The following is an 18414-nucleotide window of genomic DNA, read 5'->3' on the forward strand; positions in this document are numbered from 1 at the left end:
CGTACCCCGACTGTCGGACCCCGCCGATAGGCTGTCACGCATGCGCATCGCCACCTGGAACGTCAATTCGATCACCGCCCGGCTGCCCCGGCTGCTGGCCTGGCTGGAGAGCAGCGGCACGGACGTGCTCTGCGTCCAGGAGACCAAGTGCGCCGAGGCGCAGTTCCCCTTCGAGCAGCTCGCCGAGGCGGGGTACGAGTCGGCGGTCAACGCCACGGGGCGGTGGAACGGGGTGGCGCTGATCTCCCGGGCCGGGCTCGCCGATGTCGTCAAGGGGCTGCCCGGGGGCCCCGAGTACGAGGGGGCCGAGGAGCCGCGCGCGATCTCCGCGACCTGCGGCCCGGTCCGGCTCTGGTCGGTGTACGTGCCGAACGGCCGGGAGGTCGGCCACGACCACTACGCGTACAAGCTCCGCTGGTTCGAGGCGCTGCGCGACGCGGTGAGCGAGGACGCGGCGGGCCCCCGCCCCTTCGCGGTCCTCGGTGACTACAACGTCGCCCCGGCCGACGAGGACGTCTGGGACCTCTCCCGCTTCGAGGGCGCCACCCATGTCACCCCGGCCGAGCGCGCCGCGCTGGCCGCGCTGCGCGAGCGCGGTCTGACCGACGTGGTGCCGCGCCCGCTGAAGTACGACCGCCCGTACACCTACTGGGACTACCGGGAGCTGGGCTTCCCGAAGAACAAGGGCATGCGGATCGACCTGGTGTACGGGAACGGGCCGTTCGCCGGGGCGGTCAAGGACAGCTATGTCGACCGCGAGGAGCGCAAGGGCAAGGGCGCCTCCGACCATGCCCCGGTCGTGGTCGACCTGGACGTCTGAGCCGCGCGCCGAGCCGTCCCGCCGGGACCCGCCGCCCCCGCGCGCCCTGTGGTGGAGCGCCCGGGGGAGTGGCACCCTGAGCGGTATGAATTTCTCCTTTCTGGACAACTGGCGCAAGCGCCACGAGGGCGCGGACGCCGTGACGCTCTCCACCGCCGCCGGCGACCGGGAAGGCGTGGCGGAACTGCTCTCCGAGTGCGAGCTGCTCCGGGTCAGGGCGGGGCAGCACGGGCTGGAACTGGACGACTCCCCGGCCTCGCTGGCCGCGCTCGACCAGCTGCCCCCGCGCTGGCGCGACGACCCCGAGGAGCTGCCCTGGCTCGGCAACGACGCGGGCCTCTATCTGGGCACGGTCATCGTCCGTACCGTCCCCGGCGCCGCCTGGCGCGTCTGGCCGGGCGGCCACCCCGTCGTCCGGCTGGCGTCGGGCCGGGAGATCCAGGTCGTGGAGGCCGGGGTCGCCTGGGCGGCCACCGGGGCGCCGGAACTCTCCCAGGTCTACGCGGAGGCCGCCGAGGGCTGACCCGGCCGCCCGGCCCCTGGCCGGCCCGGACCAGGACCCCGGCACTCCGCAGTAAATACGGCTTATGCCCCATATGTGCGTGTCGTGCGTGAAGTCCCTTTTCCGGCTGGATAGTTTGCGCTGACCTCGACACAGCCGAGAGTGAGTGGGTGGGGCAGCGTATGGCCGGCGATCCGTTGATCGAGCTGCGGAATGTCAACAAGCACTTCGGGAGTCTGCACGTCCTGCGGGACATCGACCTCACCGTCGACCGGGGCGAGGTCGTCGTGGTCATCGGACCCTCGGGCTCCGGCAAGTCCACCCTCTGCCGCACCATCAACCGGCTGGAGACCATCGACTCGGGCCGGATCACCATCGACGGCAGCCCCCTCCCGGCCGAAGGGCGCGGGCTCGCCCGGCTCCGTACCGAAGTCGGCATGGTCTTCCAGTCGTTCAACCTCTTCGCGCACCGGACCGTGCTCGCCAATGTCTCCCTCGCCCAGATCAAGGTCCGGGGGCGCGGCCGGGCCCAGGCCGACCGGCGCTCCCTCGAACTCCTCGACCGGGTCGGCCTCGCCGACCAGGCGGAGAAGCTCCCCGCCCAGCTCTCCGGCGGCCAGCAGCAGCGGGTCGCCATCGCCCGCGCGCTCGCCATGGACCCGCAGGCGCTCCTCTTCGACGAGCCCACCTCGGCGCTCGACCCCGAGATGATCAACGAAGTCCTCGATGTCATGCGGCAGCTCGCCGCCGAGGGCATGACCATGGTGGTCGTCACCCACGAGATGGGCTTCGCGCGCTCCGCCGCCCACCGGGTCGTCTTCATGGCCGACGGCAGGATCATCGAGGACCGCACCCCCGAGGAGTTCTTCACCGCCCCGGAGTCCGACCGCGCCAGGGACTTCCTCTCCAAGATCCTCAAGCACTGACGGGGGCGCGCTCCGTGAGACATCCACTCGGCCTCCGTATCCGCCTCTCCGCCCCGCGGGCCCTTCTCGTCGCGCTGCTCGCCGCCCTGCTCGCCCTCCCGGCCGCGGGCTGCGGCAGGCCCGGCAGCCCGCCCGTGAAGGGCCCCCGGCCCGAGGCACTGCCCCGCTACCACGTCGACACCGGATTCCGGCTCCCCGCCTCGCCCACCTGGGAACGGGCCCAACGCCGCGGATACCTGGTCGTCGGGGCCAAGGAGGACCAGCCGTACCTGGGCGAGAAGGACCCCGCCACCGGCGTCTACTCCGGCTTCGACATCGAGATCGCCAAGATGATGGCCGCCTCCCTCGGCTTCGACCCGAAGACCATCCGCTTCCGCACCATCGCCTCCGCCAACCGCGAGACCGCCCTCCAGAACGGCCAGATCGACTACTACGTCGGCACCTACACCATCAACGAGAACCGCAAGAAGCTCGTCGGCTTCGCCGGCCCCTACTACCTGGCCGGACAGTCCCTCCTCGTACGGACCGACGAACACGGCATCGACGGGCCCCGGGACCTCGCGGGGAAGCGCGTCTGCTCCGCCTCGGGATCCACCCCGTACCAGCGCATCCAGCAGGAGTACCCGCGCATCCAGCTCGTCGGGTACGACACCTACTCGATCTGCGTGGACAACCTGCTCACCTATCAGGTCGCCGCCGTCACCACCGACGACACCATCCTCCAGGGGTACGCCGCCAAGGCGCCCCGCGAACTCAAGGTCGTCGGCAAGCCGTTCTCCGAGGAGCCGTACGGCATCGGCGTCCCCCGCGCCGACAACGCCCTGCGGCTCGCCCTCGACGACGCGCTCGCCGTCCACGAGCGGAACGGCGACTGGCAGCGGGCATACGACGCCACCCTCGGCCTCTCCGGCCGCAAGGCGACCCCACCCCCGCCCATCGACCGCTACCCGGCGAGCTGAGGCCACGCCATGGACGTACTCACCGACAACTTCGCCCTCTACGGCAGGGGCTTCCTCGGCACCCTCGAACTGACCGTGTACGCCTCGCTGCTGGCGCTCGCGCTCGGCTTCCTGATGGCCTCGTTCCGGGTGGCGCCGGTGCGCTCGCTGCGCGCGGTGGGCACCGTCTGGGTCACCGTGCTCCGCAACACCCCGCTGACGCTGCTCTTCTTCGCCGTCGTCCTCGGACTGCCGCGCTTCGGACTCGTCCTGCCCTTCCAGCTCTTCGCGGTCCTCGCCCTCGGCTGCTACACCTCCGCGTTCATCTGCGAAGTGCTGCGCTCCGGCATCAACACCGTCCACAAGGGCCAGGGCGAGGCGGCCCGCAGCCTCGGGATGACCTTCGGCCAGACGCTCGGCGGCGTCGTCCTGCCGCAGGCCTTCCGCACCGTCATCCCGCCCATCGGCTCCACCCTGATCGCGCTCGCCAAGAACTCCGCGATCGCCGGCGCGTTCAGCGTCACCGAACTCCTCGGCACCTACAAGGTCCTCAGCGAGAGGGGCTACAACATCATCTGGTCGTTCATCTGGATCGCCGTGGGGTATCTCGTCATCACCCTCGCCATCAGCGCCCTCTTCCATCTGATGGAGAAGCGCTGGGGGGTCGCCCGATGAGCGCGGGACCCTCCACCGCCCTCTACGACATCCCCGGCCCCCGCACCCTGCGCCGGCACCGCCTCTACGGGGTGGTGACGACGGTGGTGCTCCTCGCCCTGCTCGCGCTCCTGCTCCGGCTGCTCTTCGACAGCGGCCAGTTCACCGCCACCAAGTGGAACCCCTTCACCTACCAGGGCATCCAGGACCTGCTGCTGCGCGGTCTCGCCAACACGCTCAAGGCGTTCGCCCTCGCGGCGGTCCTCTCGCTCGCGCTCGGCGCGCTCCTCGCCTGCGGCCGGCTCTCCGAACACCGCCCCGTCCGCCTGGCCGCCACCGTGGTGGTGGAGTTCTTCCGCGCCATGCCCGTGCTGGTGATGATCTTCTTCATCTTCGTGGCGCTCAAGGTCCAGCCGCTCCCCGCGCTGGTGGCGGGGCTCGCCCTCTACAATGGCTCCGTGCTCGCCGAGGTCTTCCGTACCGGCATCCACGCGGTGGAGCGCGGTCAGGGCGAGGCCGCGTACGCGCTCGGCATGCGCAAGACCCAGGTCATGACCCATGTGCTGGTGCCTCAGGCGGTCCGGGCCATGCTTCCCACGATCGTCAGCCAACTGGTGGTCGCGCTCAAGGACACATCGCTGGGCTATCTCATCACCTACGAGGAGTTCCTCCATGCCGGAAAGCTCATCGCCTCGAATCTCGACTACGATTTGCCGTTCATCCCCGTGGTGATGGTGATTTCGCCGATCTACATCGGGATGTGCATGCTGCTCTCCTGGCTCGCCCACTGGCTGGCCGGGCGGCAGCGGCGCAACCCGAGAACCGAGGCCGTGGGAGCCGCCCCGGCCGCACCAGGGACGCTGCTGCCGGGCGGGCAGTAGCGGCGTAAAAGAAGGGGAAAGGGCAGTGGCCCGCCCGGCAGACAGCCGGAGATCACTTCTCGTACGGCGGCGGTACCCGGCCCACCGGCCGGAACCGGCGCACGGGAGGAAGGTCAGCCGTCTGCCGGTCGGGTTGTGCTCTTCGCCGAGGACGTCTTCCCGGCCGGTCCGGACCCGGGGGCGGGCTCCGGCAGCGGGGTCCTGGCCATCCGGGTCACCTCCGCGACCAGCTCCGCCACATCCGGGCCGTACGCCTCCGAGTTGACCACCTTCAGCAGCAGAACGAACGAGCCGTCGCCGTGCTTGCGGGCCAGCCGCTCGTGGTGGCGGGCGAGATAGCGGGTGGCCGCCTGGTTGGTGACCGACCGCTGGCCGCAGCAGAGGAAGACGGGGCGCGCCCCCTCCCCGGCGGTCAGCCGCGCCAGCAGGACGTACTCGCTGACGCCGGGCTCCGCGCGATAGCGGTCGGTCCCGATCCGGAAGGCGCCCCGCTCGGAGACCGGCTCGGCGTCGGTGTTCACCCGGACGCCGGGGAGCAGGGAGGAGAGATGGGCCGCCATCCGCCGATTGGAGGAAGGGCCGCCCAGGCAGAATTCCGTACGCTCCCCGAAGCCCTGGCGCGCGGTGTCGTGCTGGACGATCTCGGCGTGGGCACCGCACTCCTTGATCAGTGCGGAGAGTTCCAGCAGGGCGGAGACATCGTTGCGGTGGACGGCCCCGTCGCCGCCCGCCTTCCGGTCGACGACCAGCAGGGACTCCGAGTTGGCGGGCAGCCCGAAGAACCTCTGCTTCCTGCGGAGCCTGCGCCGCCAGAGGTAGGTGCGCGCGATCCAGCCGAGCGCGGCACCGACCCCCGCGGCGACCGCACCGAGCACGATGTTGCGTATGTCGTCACTCATGGGCGCGCATCGTAGCGGCCGGGCGCCACCGGTGTCCCGGGCGGTCCTGACGGGGCCGCCGCCACGCGGTTACGCTGCGTACGGAGCGCTGGGACGGGTCCCGCGCCGACCGCTCCACCCGCTGACTGGAGGTACCAGATGCGTCGCTCCGCAGTGCGCAACACCTCGCTCGTGGCCATCGCCGCCGGAGTGCTCCTGACCGGTGGCACAGCGCCGCCCGCCGCGGTCTCGGCCCCCTCGGCGCCCACCGGCCGGACCACCCCCCACCCACCGGCGAAGGTGCCCGTCGCCGAGGGGTACGGGGGAGCCGTCGCCAGCGTCGACGCCGACGCCTCCGCCGCCGGCATCGAGATACTCAGGAAGGGCGGCAACGCCGTGGACGCGGCCGTCGCCACCGCCGCCGCCCTCGGGGTGACCGAGCCCTACTCCTCGGGCATCGGCGGAGGCGGCTACTTCGTCTCCTACGACGCCACGTCCCGTACGGTACGGACCATCGACGGCCGGGAGACCGCCCCCGCCTCCGCCGACCGCTCGCTCTTCCTGGAGAACGGCGTCCCGCTCCCCTTCGACCAGGCCGTCACCAGCGGACTGAGCGTCGGCACCCCCGGCACCCCGGCCACCTGGGACACCGCGCTCCGCGCCTGGGGCAGCCGCTCCCTCGGCGAGGTGCTCAAGCCCGCCGAACGGCTGGCCAAGGACGGCTTCACCGTCGACGAGACCTTCCGCTCCCAGACCCAGGCCAACCAGGCCCGGTTCGCGGACTTCCCCGACACCGCCAAGCTCTTCCTGCCCGGCGGCCGACTCCCCGTCGTGGGCTCGGTCTTCAAGAACCCCGACCTCGCCCGCACCTACCGCGAACTGGGCCGCGAGGGCACCGGGCTGCTCTACCGGGGCGCCCTCGGCCGCGACATCGTCCGTACGGTCCGTACGCCCCCGGTGAACCCCGCGGCGACCCGCACGGTACGCCCCGGCGATCTGACGGAGCGCGACCTCGCCGCGTACCGCACCAAGCGGGAGGCGCCGACGAAGGTCACCTACCGGGGGCTCGACGTCTACGGGATGGCGCCCTCGTCGTCCGGCGGCACCACCGTCGGCGAGGCGCTCAACATCCTCGGCCGCACCGACCTTTCACGGGCCTCGCAGGCCGCGTATCTGCACCGGTACATCGAGGCGAGCCGGATCGCCTTCGCCGACCGGGGCCGCTGGGTTGGCGACCCGGCCTTCGAGGACGTCCCCGTGCAAGGGCTGCTCTCGCGGCGCTTCGCGGACGCGCGCGCCTGCCTGATCTCCGGCCAGAAGGCGCTCACCAGCCCGCTCGCCCCGGGCGACCCCCGCGACCCCAAGCCGTGCGACCGCGGCGGCACTTCGGCGCCGACCACCTTCGAGGGCGAGAACACCACCCACCTCACCGTCGCCGACAAGTGGGGCAACGTCGTCGCGTACACCCTGACCATCGAGTCGACGGGCGGCAGCGCCATCACCGTGCCGGGGCGGGGCTTCCTCCTCAACAACGAGCTGACGGACTTCTCGTTCGCCCCGGCCAACCCGGCGGTCCACGACCCGAACCTGCCGGGCCCCGGCAAGCGCCCCCGCTCCTCGATCTCCCCCACCATCGTCCTGGACCGCCACGGCAAGCCGGTCCTCGCGGTGGGATCACCGGGCGGCGCCACCATCATCACCACCGTGCTCCAGACCCTCACCAACCGGCTGGACCGGGGGATGCCGCTCGTCGACGCGATCGCGGCGCCGCGCGCCAGCCAGCGCAACACGGCCGCCACGGAGCTGGAGCCGGGCCTCTGGAACAGCCCGGTGCGGGGCCGACTGGAGGCGCTGGGGCACACGTTCACCCAGAACCCGGAGATCGGCGCCGCAACCGGGGTGCAGCGGCTGCCGGACGGCCGCTGGCTCGCGGCGGCCGAGAAGGTGCGCAGGGGCGGCGGCTCCGCGATGGTCGTCCAGCCGTCGCCGGGCCGCACGCACTGATCCGGTCACGCCGGTCCCGTACGCGGTGATCCCGGTGCGCCGATCCGGCCGCACCGGTCCCGTACGCACGGCCGGTAGGCGTCACCTGTACGGGCCGTCCGTACACACCCCCCGGCGAGTTTGAACTCGTCGTGGACAAAGTATGGACGGTCCGGTGCGCTCTTCGTACGCTGGGCGTCGCTCTCGCACGGTAGGTACCGCTCCCCGGCCCGCGCTGCGCCGCAGCGCACAGCAGGAGGCAGAGTGACGCCCCGCACGCACCTGAGCAGCCCCGGACAGCGCGGTGGATCCCCCGGAGACCGCCGAAGAGGTCCGCGCAGAGGCCCCCGGAGAATCGTCGGGACGCTTCTCGCGGCCCTCCTCGCCGGCGGGCTCGCGGCGCCCGCCGCCCAGGCGGACGAGAAACCCTTCGGGGACCTGCCGCCCCAGGAACCCGGGGTCACCCTCCGGGTCTTCGACATCCAGACGCCGCTGAGCAAGCTCTGCGACCTCAAACCGGCGCAGACCCCCAACGTCGACAAACTGATCCCGACGATCGACTGGTCCTCCACCGAGGGCTTCGGCTTCGACGACCTCTTCGTCTCGCAGATCACCGGCAACCTGAACGTTCCGGAGAACGGTACGTACGCCTTCCGGCTGATCAGCGACGACGGCTCGCGCCTCTTCCTCGGCGACCAGAGGGTCATCGACCACGACGGGCTCCACGGCGCCGAGCCCAAGGACGGCGAGATCGTCCTCACCGCCGGCTACCACCCGCTCCGTATCGACCACTTCGACCGGTACGGCGAACAGCAGGTCACCCTCCAGTGGAAGCCGCCGGGCGCCGACACGTTCACCCTCGTCCCCAACTCCGTGCTCTCCACCGAAGCCGGGGTGGTCCGGGTCACCGCCCCCGGCCGCAAGGAGTGCGAGGGCACCTTCGACACCCCGGGCGACGGGCTGCCGCTGACCTCGGTCAACCCCGGCTACGACCTCACCGACCTGCGCCCCGCCGGGTTCCAGCCGCAGATATCCGCGATGGACTGGCTGCCGGGCGGCCGGCTCGCCATCACCACCTGGGGCGGCTCCGACAACCTGGCGGGCGAGGTCTACGTACTCGACCATGTCACCGGGGAGACCAGCCCGGAGAAGGTCACGTACACGAAGATCGCCGAAGGGCTGCGCGAGCCGATGGGGATCAAGTACGTCGAGGGGAAGCTGTACGTCTCGGAGAAGCACCAGCTCACCGAGTTGTCGCGGCTCGACGGACCCAACCCTCCGGAGGAGCGGCGCAAGATAGCCGAGTGGCCGTACGGCAAGAACTTCCACGAGTTCGCCTTCGGGCTGCTCTACGAGGGCGGCGACTTCTATCTGAACCTGTCGGTCGCCATCAACCTCGGCGGCGCGACCACCCGCCCGCAGCCCGCGGAGAACCGCGGCACCACCGTCAAGGTGAACCGGAAGACCGGGAAGGTCACCTACCTCGCCGGCGGCCTGCGCACCCCCAACGGGATCGGCCGGGGCCCGGACGGTGAACTCTTCGTCACCGACAACCAGGGCGGCTGGCTGCCCGCCTCCAAGCTGCTCCATGTCAAGAAGGACCGGTTCTTCGGCCACTACACCGAACCGGCCGGACCCTTCGACGACCGTACCGTCACCAAGCCGGTGCTCTGGCTGCCGCAGAACGAGATCGCCAACTCTCCGAGCACCCCGATGGTGTTGAAGAAGGGACCCTTCGCCGGGCAGATGGTCTTCGGCGACGTCACCTACGGCGGGCTCCAACGTGCCGACCTGGAGAAGGTGAAGGGCGAGTACCAGGGCGCGGTCTTCCGCCACACCCAGGGCCTCGAAGCCGGCATCACCCGGATCAGCACGGGCCCCGACGGCGCGATCTACGCGGGCGGCCTCGGTGCCGAGGGCAACTGGGGGCAGGAGGGCAAACTCCGGTACGGCCTCCAGAAGCTCACGCCCAACGGGAAGAACCCGTTCGACATCAAGACCATGCGCGCCACCCGCGACGGCTTCGAACTGACCTACACCCAGCCGCTGTCGGAGGAGACCGCCGCCGAACTGGCCGACGGTGCCTACTCGGTGGAGCAGTGGCGGTACGTCCCCACCCCGGCGTACGGCGGCCCCAAGATCGACGAGGAGGTGCTGCCCGTCGCGGCGGCCAAGCTCTCCGCCGACCGCAAGAAGGTCCGGCTCACCATCCCGGGGCTCAAGACCGACCGGGTGGTCCATGTCCGCTCCCCGCGCCCGTTCGCCTCGGCCGCCGGTGAGGAACTCTGGTCCACCGAGGCCTGGTACACCCTGAACGCGCGCCCGGGCCCCGAGGAGCCGGTCACCTCGTACGACGCCGAGTCGGGGAAGCTGGCCGGCGGCGCGGGCATCGCCACCGAGCACTCCGGGTACACCGGCGGCGGCTTCGTCGACGGCTTCGGTACGGCGGGCGCCTCCGTCACCGTCGAGGTCACCGCCCCCGCGAAGGGCGCCTACGACGTGGGCCTGCGGTACGCCAACGGGCCCAACCCCTTCACCGGGACGAAGACCCTCGGGGTCAGCGTCAACGGCGGGCAGGCGAAACAGACCAGCCTGCCCTCCACCGGCCCCTGGAACCGCTGGTCCACCAAGACCGAGCGGCTCACCCTGAACAAGGGGCGCAACACCATCACGTACATCCATCGCCCCGAGGACACCGGCCATGTCAACCTCGACATGATCGAGGTACGGAAACCGGGCACCCGGATCGACCTCTTCTCCGGCGGCAGCCTCTCCACCGCCTGGCAGCACACCGACGGGCGCAGCGCCACCTGGCCGCGTACCCCCGAGGACTCCATCGAGGTGTGCTGCGGCGACATCCGCACCAAACAGGGGTTCGGCGACTTCACCCTGCACGCCGAGTTCTGGCTGCCGGACCTGCCGGACGACGTCACCGGGCAGGACCGCGCCAACAGCGGTATCTACCTCCAGGACCGGTACGAGATCCAGATCCTGGACTCCTTCGGGGTGGCGAAGCTCGGCAAGGACGAGGCCGCGGCGATCTACAACAAGAAGGCCGCCGACGCCAACGCCGCCACCGCGCCCGAGACCTGGCAGACGTACGACATCGACTTCCGCGCCGCCCGCTTCGACAGCGAGGGCCGGAAGACCGAGGACGCCCGGATCACCGTGGTGTGGAACGGCGTGAAGGTCCACGACAACGTGGCGGTGGACGGCCCGACCGGCGGCGGCGACGCCGAATCGGCGGCCACGGGGGCGATCCGGCTCCAGGACCACGGGAACAAGGTCCGCTTCCGGAACCTCTGGATCGAGCCGCGCACCTGACCGGAGGGACCGGGAACAAGCAAGAAGGAGGAGAAGGGCGGCGGCCCGGGGCGGTTCTCAGAGCTCCGTGAGGATCCGCGGGCCGTCGTCGGTGATCGCCACCGTGTGCTCCGTGTGGGCCGCGCGGCTGGCGTCGAGGGTACGGAGCGTCCAGCCGTCGCGGGCGGTGAAGCTGCGGTCCGTACCGCTGCTCGTCACCATCGGCTCGATCGCCAGCACCATCCCGTGCCGTAACAGCAGCCCCCGCCCCGGGCGTCCCTCGTTGGGGACGCCCGGGTCCTCGTGCATCGTGCGCCCCACGCCGTGCCCGCCGAACCCGGTGGGGATGCCGTACCCGGCCGCGCGGCAGACCCGGCCGACCGCGTGCGCGATGTCCCCGATCCGGTTGCCGACCCGGGCCGCCGCGATACCCGCCGCCAGCGCCTCGTACGACGTGTCGATCAGCCGGAGGTCGTCCGGGCGGGCCCGGCCCACGGTGAAACTGACCGCCGAGTCCCCGACCCAGCCGTCGAGGACCGCGCCGCAGTCGATCGACACCAGGTCGCCGTCGGCCAGCCGGTAGGAGCCCGGGATGCCGTGCACGATCGCGTCGTTGACCGAGGCGCAGATGACGGCGGGGAACGGGGTGGGCGCCCAGTGCGGGTGGTAGTCCAGGAACGGCGACCCCGCCCCCGCCGCACGGAGGGCGGCCCGCGCGGTCTCGTCCAGCGCGCGGAGGGGGACCCCCACGGCGGCGGCCTCGCGCACGGCCGCCAGCGCCTGGGCGACGACCCGGCCCGCGGCCCGCATGGCGTCCAGGGAAGCGTCGCTCTTGATCTCCACCATGCCCAATAACTTTACCGGTCAGTGGTGCGTGCAGGAATCTCCGGCGAGGGACCGGTGGACGGGTTCCGGCCGGGCCGGGAATCTCCCGGGCGGTATTACAATGACGGAATGGTACGGACCCCCCTCACCCCGGAAGAGCGTGAGCGCGGCGAGCAGCTCGGCCGGCTGCTCCGCGAGGCGCGCGGCCCGCGCAGCATGGTCGAGATCGCCGCCGCCGCCGGAATCTCCCCGGAGACCCTGCGCAAGATCGAGACCGGCCGTGCCCCCACCCCCGCCTTCTTCACGGTCGCGGCGCTCGCCGAGGCGCTGGGCCTGTCGATGGACCGGATCGCCGCGAGCTGCGCGCCCGTACCGGTCTGACGTCCGGCCCGGCGATTTCACTCTGACGTACCGTCAATTGTGGTGGTACGGAAGGGAGTTCTATGAGGGCATCGCACCCTCCCGGAAAACTCTCCGTATTCGTCCTGTAACACGACTGCTGTCAAATGCCTCGGACCGAAGCGTTCTCTTCGGAACGGGAGGAGCGGGACAGCGATGGCGGTGCGGCAACTCCCGGTGGAGACCGGGACGTTCGCGCGATACTTGACCGGTCTGACGGCACTGCTCGACCCCGGGGCCGGCTGGTACGGAGTCTTCCTGCACCGCGACCCCGAGGGGTTACGGGCCTGCCTGGACGGCACCGAGATCCCGCCCTGGGACGTGGTCGAGTCCCTGCTCCAGGATTACGCCGCCGGGCGTGCCCGGGGCCCCGTCGCCGAGGAGGCCGAGCGGGCCCGGCGGCTGTACACGGCGTCGGCCGCCGCCACCGACCGGCTCCCCGGCGGGCACCGGGCGGTGGAGGACCGGCTGCGGCTGATGGACCAGGAGCGGCTGCGGGCGGCGCGCCGGGCCGAGGAACTGGTACGGCTGCTCCGTACCGTCCCCGAGGGCTCGGCCGACGAGCGGCGCTTCACCCACGAGCTGGCCTGGACCCGGGACGACCTCGCCCGCGCCACCTCCCGCTGCGCCGAACTCGGCGCGCGGCTGGCGGCGTTGCCGGACCCGGGCGAGGAGGCGGGGGAGGCGGGGGAGGCGAGGGAGGCCGCCCCTGCGCCCGCGCCCCGGCCGAAGAAGCGCAGGCCGCGCGGGGCGCGCTTCGCCGGTCTGGAGATCGACGAGGCGGAGGAGACGGAGGAGGCGGAGAGAACGGCGGGGACAGAAGGGACGGCGGGAACGGCGGGGACGAACGGGGCTGCCGGGGGCACCGGGGGCACCGGGGGCGGCGTACGTACGGAGGTCACGGCGCCCGCCCCCGCGTCCGTACTCCCCGTGTACGCAGCCCCCGCCGCCCCGCGCGGCGCCCGGTTCGGCGGCGCCCCCACCGGTCCCGCCGCGCCGTCCCCCGTACCCTCCGGGCCGTCGCCGGAGGATCACCGGGCCGCCGCCGAGACCGTCGCCGCCCTGCGCGAGCTGCGGGCCGCCGGGCGGACCGGTGAGGCGCATGTCGTCCTCTGCGAGGCCGCCCGGCGCCAGCCCCGGCAGCTTCCGCCGCTCGCCGACGCGCTCGACCGGGCCGGGCTCGGCGCCGACTGGGCCGAGCTGCTCTGGGAGGCGGCCTTCCTGCCGCCCGTCCAGCTCGCCGCAGCGGCCGGGGCGCTCGCCGCCGCCGGCCGGGACGGGGACTGCGGGCAGCTCCTGCGCCAGGGCGTCGCACGGCCCGCCGAGGAGATCGCCGACGCGGCCGGCGCCCTGCGGGACGCGGGCCTGGCACACGAGGCGCGGGCGCTGCTCGGCGCCTTCGTCCAGGCGCGTACGGCCCAGGACGCGGCCCGGCTGGCGGCGGGCGACCCCCGGCGGCTCGTCCCGTACCTCCTCGAAGCGGCCCGTACCGTATCCACCTCCCACGAGCGCGCCGTGGTGCACGCGCTGCGGGTCGCGGGCATCGCGCCGGAGTGAGCGCGCCCCCGGCCGGCAGACCCAGGAGGCCTACGGGGACGGCCGGCCGGTGAGGTAGGCGCCCGGGGTGCGGCCGGTCTCCTGGCGGAACGCGGCGACGAAGGAACTGGCCGTGGCGTACCCGGCATGGTGGGCCACCGCCGTCAACGGCCGCCCCGCAGCCAGGTGTTCCAGCCCCGCGCGGAGCCTGGCCCGGGTGCGCCAGCGGCCGAACGACAGCCCGGTCCCGGCGTCGAACAGCCGGGCGAGCGTACGGGAACCCGCGCCCACCTCCCGCCCCCACTCCGCCAGCGAACGCCGGTCGGCCGGGTGTGCGAGCAGCGCCTCGGCGACCCGGCGGGCGCGCGGGTCGGCGGGCATCGGGAGCTCGACGGTGGTCACCGTGACCGGCCGCAGCAGATCGAAGAGGACCGCCTCCGCCCGCGCCCTGGCCGCCGGGTCCGGGGCGAGGGCCGGGTCCGGGGCCGCGAGATGCGTCACCAGCTCGCGCAGGAGCGGCCCCACCGCCACCACCGTCGGCTCGGCCCAGCGGACCGGGCAGCCCTCGGGCGGCAGATAGACGCTCCGCATCAGCGCCGGACGGGTGGCCAGGATCGTATGCGGAACCCGGGAGGGGATCCAGAGCGCGAGGGTCGGCGGCAGCACCCAGGAGTCGTCCGCCACGGAGACCGTCAGCACGCCGGCCGGGGCCCAGGTCAGTTGGTGGACGGTGTGTTCGTGCTCCCCGAAGCGCTGGCCCCGGCTCATGCCGAAGTTGAGCACCCGCAGCGCCCCGGCCCCGTTCCCGCTCCGGCTTCCGCTGGAAGCGCCCCCGGCGGAAGCGCCCTCGGAAGGTTGGCCGTTCAGCGACATGGAACGGCACCGTATCGCATGTACGTCACGGCGTACGCCGCCTAGCGTCGAGACGACGGCCTCCCGCCGCCCCGCCCCCCCTGCCCCGCGCCGCGAAAGGGGTCCCCCTTGCCCAGACCCGACGCCACGGCCACGGCGGCGGACACCGCCGCCGCCGCTGCCACCGCCCCGCCCGCCACCAGCCCCGACGCGCTGCTGGCCCGGGCGGCCCGCCAGGTCGCCGGGCGGCTGGCCGTCTCCGTGCTCCTGATCAGCGGCCACCAGGGGTGCGAGGCGCTGGTGCCGGTGCTGGTGGGGGTCGTCGTGGACCGGGCGCTGGACGGTGGGTCCGGCGGGTCGCTGCTGCTCTGGCTGGCGGCGCTCGCGCTGGACTTCGCCGCGCTCTCGCTCTGCTTCCGGTTCGGCTCCCGGGCCACCGCCACCGCGATCGAGCGCTCCGCGCACACCCTGCGGGTCTCCCTCGCCGCCCGGCTGCTGGCACCCGACGGCGGTGCGGGCCGGGACCGGCTGCCGGGCGAGCTGCTCTCCGTCGCCACCTCCGACGCCCAGCAGGTCGGCAGGTTCCACGCCACCCTCGCCGGGGCGGCCGGGGCGCTCGCCGCGCTCGTCCTCGCCGCCGTACTCCTGCTCCGGATGTCCGTACCGCTCGGGCTGCTCGTGCTGCTCGGGGCGCCGGCCGTGCTGCTGGTCATGAACCGCCTGGGCCGTCCGCTGGAGCGGCGCGGCGCCGCCGAACAGGCCGCGGCGGCACGGGCGGCGGGGGTCGCGGTCGACTTCGTCGCCGGGCTACGGGTCCTCAAGGGCCTGCGCGCCGAACGCCCCGCCTACGCGCGGTACGCCGAGGCCAACCGGGCGAGTCTGCGCGCCACCGTCGCCGCGGCCCGCTCCGAGGCGCTGCTCGACGGCGGCGCTGTGCTGCTCGCCGGGGTGCTGGTCACGGCGGTGGCGCTGGTGGCGGGGCGGCTCGCGGTCGCCGGGGAGATCGGCCTCGGGGATCTGATCGCCTGTGCCGGACTCTGCCAGTTCCTGATCGGCCCGGCCCAGACCCTGATGGCGATCGGCCCCGACCTCGCCCGCGCCCGCGCCTCCGCCCGACGGGTCGCCGCACTGCTGGACACACCGGTACCGGGCGGGTCCGGGGGCGCGGACAGCACAAGGACCACGGAGACCACGGGGACCGGGGACGCCGCACCGGCGGCGGGTGCCGTACGCGGCGAACTCCGCTTCCACGAGGTCGCGTACGGCGGGCCGAGGGGGCTCCGCGGACTCTCCCTCACCGTCGCGCCGGGCGAGCACCTGGGCGTGGTCACCCCCGAACCCGCCACCGCCAGGGCCCTGTTGAGCTGCCTGAACGGGGACGCGGAGCCCGAGCGCGGCACCGTACGGCTGGACGGGACCCCGCTGCCCGACCTCCCCCTGGCGGCGGCCAGGGCGGCGCTCCTGGTCGCGCCGCACCACCCGTACCTCTTCGACGGCACCCTCCTCGACAACGTACGGACCGCGCACTCCGCCCCGGACGACGGCGCCGACCTGCGGGCCCTGCGCGCCGCCTCGGCCGACGAGGTCCTCGACGGGCTCCCCGGCGGGCCCGGCGCCCGGATCGGGGAGGGCGGGGTCTTCCTCTCCGGCGGTCAGCGCCAGCGGGTCGCCCTGGCCCGCGCGCTCCGTGCGGAGCCGCCGGTGCTCGCGCTGCACGAACCCACCACCGCCGTGGACGCGGTGACCGAGACCCGTATCGCCGAAGGAGTCAGAGCCCTGCGCACCGGACGGACCACCCTCCTCGTCACCTCCTCCCCGGCCCTGCTGGCCGCCTGCGACCGGGTGGTCCTCCTGGTGGACGGGGAGGTCGCGGCCGACGCGCCGCACGCCGTGCTCGCCGCGCGGGACGCCGCCTACCGGGCGGTGGTGTTCGCGTGACCGACGCGCCCCGGCCGCTGCCCGCCTCCGGGATTCCCGCCACCGCGTCGCCCGCCCCCGAGCCGCCCGCCGCCCCCGAACTGCTCCCCACGGCCTCCGGTGCCGCCACCGCCCGTGCCGCCCTCGCGCTGCTCCGCCCCCGGCGGGCCCTCGCGCTGGTGACCGCCGGGGTCTTCGTCGCCGAGGCTGCCGTCGGCCTCGCGGGGCCGCTGGCGCTGGGCCGGATCGTCGACGCGGTACAGCGGGGGCGGGGGAGCGGCCCGGTCACCGTGGCCGCCGCCGTGCTGCTCGCCGCCGCCCTGGTCCAGGCGGCCCTGACGGTGGCCGGGCGCGCCCTCACCGCCCGGGTCGGCGAGAGCGCCCTCGCCGAGCTGCGGGAACGGGTGATCGCCCGGGCCTTCGCGCTCCCCGCCCAGCGGGTCGAAGCGGCCGGCGCCGGGGACCTGGCGGCGCGCGTCGGGGACGACGCGGCCCTGGTCGCCACGGCGCTGCGCGGGGCGGTGCCGAGCATCGCGGGGGCCGGGCTCACCATCGGCTTCACGGTGCTCGGACTCGCCACGCTGGACTGGCGGTTCGCGCTGGCCGGGCTCTGCGCGCTGCCCGTCCAGGCGGCCACGCTCCGCTGGTATCTGCGCCACTCCACCCCGCTGTACGCGGCGCAGCGCGTCGCGGGCGGGGAACGCACCCGGCAGATCCTCCAGTCGCTCTCCGGCGCCGAGGCGGTCCGGGCCTTCCGGCTGACCGCCGACCACACCCGGCGGATCTCCGAACGCTCCGCCGCCGCCATGGAGTTCGCGATCCGCGCCACCGTGCTGCGGTCGAAGTTCTTCGGGCGGCTCAATGTCGCGGAGTTCACCGGGCTCTCGCTGATCCTGCTGACCGGTTACCTCCTGGTCGGCTCCGGCGGGGCCCGGCTCGGTGAGGCCACCGCCGCCGCGCTGCTCTTCACCCGTCTCTTCGATCCTGTCAACCTGTTGCTGGCCCTGGCCGGCAGCGCCCAGGAGGCCGGGGCGGGCCTGGCCCGCCTGGTCGGGGTGGCCCAACTCGCCCCGGGGGACGGTGATACGGCGCCGGACGTGTCCCCCGCCCCGCGCGCCCCGGAAGCCCCCGACTCCCCGTGCCCCGACTCCCCGTACGCCGTCTCCGCGCTGGACGTGCGGCACGCGTACCGCCCCGGCCACCCCGTCCTCCACGGGGTGGACCTGAGGATCGCCCCCGGCGAACAGGTCACCCTCGTCGGCGCCAGCGGGGCGGGCAAGTCCACGCTGGCCAGGATCGTCGCCGGGGCCGTCGCCCCGACGGCGGGCGAGATACGGATCGCGGCGCGGGAAGGCACGGGCGGCGAGGGCGGCGGGGGCGGTCGGGACGGCACGGACGGCGGGGGAGCGGCGGGGCGGCCGGCCGTACTGCTGCTGGACCAGGACACCCATGTGTTCGCCGATACGGTCGCGGGCAACCTCCGGCTGGCCCGGCCCGACGCGGACGAGGCCGCGGTGCGCGGGGCGCTGGACCGGGCGGGCGCGCTCGCCTGGACGGAGGCGCTGCCGCGCGGACTGGACACGGTGCTCGGCCCGGCCGGGACGCCGCTCGGCCCCGTACAGGCGCAGCAACTGGCCCTGGCCCGGCTGGTGCTCGCCGATCCGCCGGTCGCCGTCCTCGACGAGGCGGCGGCCGAGGCGGGCAGCGAGGGCGCGCGGGGTCTGGAGACGGCGGCGCGCGAGGTGCTGCGCGGCCGTACGGCGCTGGTGGTCGCCCACCGGCTGGCCCAGGCCGCCACCGCGGACCGGGTGATCGTGCTGGAGGCGGGCCGGATCGTGGAGGAGGGCCCGCACGAGCGGCTGCTCGCCTCGGGAGGGAGGTATGCCGCACTCTGGTCGGCCTGGTCGAGCCGTACCCCGGAACCGGCCGCCCCGGACCGGGCCTGAGCACCGGGCAACTGTCCGATATCGACCGCTCGGGTATGAAACTTGATCGACTCT

Annotated in this window: 15 protein-coding genes; 12 read left to right on the top strand and 3 right to left on the bottom strand. The window is 73.5% G+C overall.

The features are described 5' to 3' along the window. The first annotated feature begins 40 nt into the window (after positions 1-40). The 6 genes from AB0O07_RS02495 (at position 41) to AB0O07_RS02520 (ending at position 4721) form a co-directional block, all read left to right on the top strand. Positions 41-820 carry an exodeoxyribonuclease III gene (locus AB0O07_RS02495; RefSeq protein ID WP_365625611.1) on the top strand — a complete coding sequence of 260 codons (780 nt, stop codon included), beginning with the start codon at positions 41-43 and terminating at the stop codon, positions 818-820. Between the two features lie 85 nt (positions 821-905). Further along, the gene (locus tag AB0O07_RS02500) at positions 906-1343 is read left to right on the top strand and encodes a DUF6278 family protein (RefSeq protein WP_365625614.1); all 438 of its coding nucleotides are present in this window, start codon (positions 906-908) and stop codon (positions 1341-1343) included. Positions 1344-1504: 161 nt separating this feature from the next. Beyond that, a complete protein-coding gene (locus tag AB0O07_RS02505) occupies positions 1505-2248 on the top strand; it encodes an amino acid ABC transporter ATP-binding protein (RefSeq protein WP_365627925.1) in 744 nt (247 codons plus the stop codon). Positions 2249-2286: 38 nt separating this feature from the next. Next, complete coding sequence (locus AB0O07_RS02510) at positions 2287-3207, top strand: glutamate ABC transporter substrate-binding protein (RefSeq protein WP_365627928.1); 921 nt, start codon at positions 2287-2289, stop codon at positions 3205-3207. A gap of 9 nt (positions 3208-3216) precedes the next feature. Further along, positions 3217-3861, top strand: a complete 645-nt coding sequence (locus tag AB0O07_RS02515) for an amino acid ABC transporter permease (RefSeq protein ID WP_365625617.1) — start codon at positions 3217-3219, stop codon at positions 3859-3861. Next, on the top strand, positions 3858-4721 hold the full coding sequence (locus tag AB0O07_RS02520) for an amino acid ABC transporter permease (RefSeq protein ID WP_365625620.1): 864 nt from the start codon (positions 3858-3860) through the stop codon (positions 4719-4721). The genes AB0O07_RS02515 and AB0O07_RS02520 overlap by 4 nt, the downstream gene beginning before the upstream one ends. Positions 4722-4834: 113 nt before the next feature. Here AB0O07_RS02520 and AB0O07_RS02525 read toward each other — a convergent pair whose 3' ends face one another. Then, on the bottom strand, positions 4835-5620 hold the full coding sequence (locus AB0O07_RS02525) for a hypothetical protein (RefSeq protein ID WP_365625623.1): 786 nt from the start codon (positions 5618-5620) through the stop codon (positions 4835-4837). A gap of 138 nt (positions 5621-5758) precedes the next feature. Here AB0O07_RS02525 and ggt point away from each other — a divergent pair, with 138 nt between their 5' ends. Both ggt and AB0O07_RS02535 read left to right on the top strand, forming a co-directional pair. Further along, on the top strand, positions 5759-7603 hold the full coding sequence (gene ggt, locus AB0O07_RS02530; RefSeq protein ID WP_365625626.1) for a gamma-glutamyltransferase: 1845 nt from the start codon (positions 5759-5761) through the stop codon (positions 7601-7603). A 333-nt stretch (positions 7604-7936) separates the two neighbouring features. Next, the gene (locus AB0O07_RS02535) at positions 7937-10906 is read left to right on the top strand and encodes a family 16 glycoside hydrolase (protein WP_365627931.1); all 2970 of its coding nucleotides are present in this window, start codon (positions 7937-7939) and stop codon (positions 10904-10906) included. Between the two features lie 57 nt (positions 10907-10963). On the opposite strand, the gene map is transcribed toward AB0O07_RS02535, so the two are convergent. Continuing rightward, entirely contained in the window at positions 10964-11731 is a 768-nt protein-coding gene (gene map, locus AB0O07_RS02540) for a type I methionyl aminopeptidase (protein WP_365625629.1), read from the bottom strand. A 108-nt stretch (positions 11732-11839) separates the two neighbouring features. Between map and AB0O07_RS02545 the strand changes: the two genes are divergently transcribed. Together AB0O07_RS02545 and AB0O07_RS02550 are read left to right on the top strand one after the other, a co-directional pair. After that, entirely contained in the window at positions 11840-12091 is a 252-nt protein-coding gene (locus AB0O07_RS02545) for a helix-turn-helix transcriptional regulator (RefSeq protein WP_365625632.1), read from the top strand. Between the two features lie 174 nt (positions 12092-12265). Next, positions 12266-13666, top strand: coding sequence for a hypothetical protein (locus tag AB0O07_RS02550; protein WP_365625635.1), 1401 nt, complete (start codon positions 12266-12268; stop codon positions 13664-13666). Between the two features lie 30 nt (positions 13667-13696). Here the strand turns inward: AB0O07_RS02550 and AB0O07_RS02555 are convergent, their stop codons facing one another. Further along, positions 13697-14518 (bottom strand): helix-turn-helix transcriptional regulator, encoded by an 822-nt coding sequence (locus tag AB0O07_RS02555; RefSeq protein ID WP_365625638.1) that lies wholly within the window; start codon positions 14516-14518, stop codon positions 13697-13699. A 192-nt stretch (positions 14519-14710) separates the two neighbouring features. On the opposite strand from AB0O07_RS02555, the gene AB0O07_RS02560 reads away from it, so the two are divergent. Together AB0O07_RS02560 and AB0O07_RS02565 are read left to right on the top strand one after the other, a co-directional pair. Then, positions 14711-16435, top strand: coding sequence for an ABC transporter ATP-binding protein (locus AB0O07_RS02560; RefSeq protein WP_365627934.1), 1725 nt, complete (start codon positions 14711-14713; stop codon positions 16433-16435). Continuing rightward, positions 16432-18360 (top strand): ABC transporter ATP-binding protein, encoded by a 1929-nt coding sequence (locus AB0O07_RS02565; RefSeq protein WP_365625641.1) that lies wholly within the window; start codon positions 16432-16434, stop codon positions 18358-18360. The genes AB0O07_RS02560 and AB0O07_RS02565 overlap by 4 nt, the downstream gene beginning before the upstream one ends. Positions 18361-18414 lie beyond the last annotated feature (54 nt).

This window comes from Streptomyces sp. NPDC093085 (assembly GCF_040683935.1).
In the GTDB taxonomy this organism is placed as follows: domain Bacteria; phylum Actinomycetota; class Actinomycetes; order Streptomycetales; family Streptomycetaceae; genus Streptomyces.

Bases quoted from the DNA above. Each gene is read 5' to 3' on its own strand.
- AB0O07_RS02520 (WP_365625620.1), top strand. From the start codon at position 3,858: ATGAGCGCGGGACCCTCCACCGCCCTCTACGACATCCCCGGCCCCCGC.
- AB0O07_RS02555 (WP_365625638.1), bottom strand. From the start codon at position 14,518: ATGTCGCTGAACGGCCAACCTTCCGAGGGCGCTTCCGCCGGGGGCGCT.
- AB0O07_RS02495 (WP_365625611.1), top strand. From the start codon at position 41: ATGCGCATCGCCACCTGGAACGTCAATTCGATCACCGCCCGGCTGCCC.
- AB0O07_RS02545 (WP_365625632.1), top strand. From the start codon at position 11,840: ATGGTACGGACCCCCCTCACCCCGGAAGAGCGTGAGCGCGGCGAGCAG.
- ggt (WP_365625626.1), top strand. From the start codon at position 5,759: ATGCGTCGCTCCGCAGTGCGCAACACCTCGCTCGTGGCCATCGCCGCC.
- AB0O07_RS02505 (WP_365627925.1), top strand. From the start codon at position 1,505: ATGGCCGGCGATCCGTTGATCGAGCTGCGGAATGTCAACAAGCACTTC.
- map (WP_365625629.1), bottom strand. From the start codon at position 11,731: ATGGTGGAGATCAAGAGCGACGCTTCCCTGGACGCCATGCGGGCCGCG.
- AB0O07_RS02525 (WP_365625623.1), bottom strand. From the start codon at position 5,620: ATGAGTGACGACATACGCAACATCGTGCTCGGTGCGGTCGCCGCGGGG.
- AB0O07_RS02500 (WP_365625614.1), top strand. From the start codon at position 906: ATGAATTTCTCCTTTCTGGACAACTGGCGCAAGCGCCACGAGGGCGCG.
- AB0O07_RS02550 (WP_365625635.1), top strand. From the start codon at position 12,266: ATGGCGGTGCGGCAACTCCCGGTGGAGACCGGGACGTTCGCGCGATAC.
- AB0O07_RS02515 (WP_365625617.1), top strand. From the start codon at position 3,217: ATGGACGTACTCACCGACAACTTCGCCCTCTACGGCAGGGGCTTCCTC.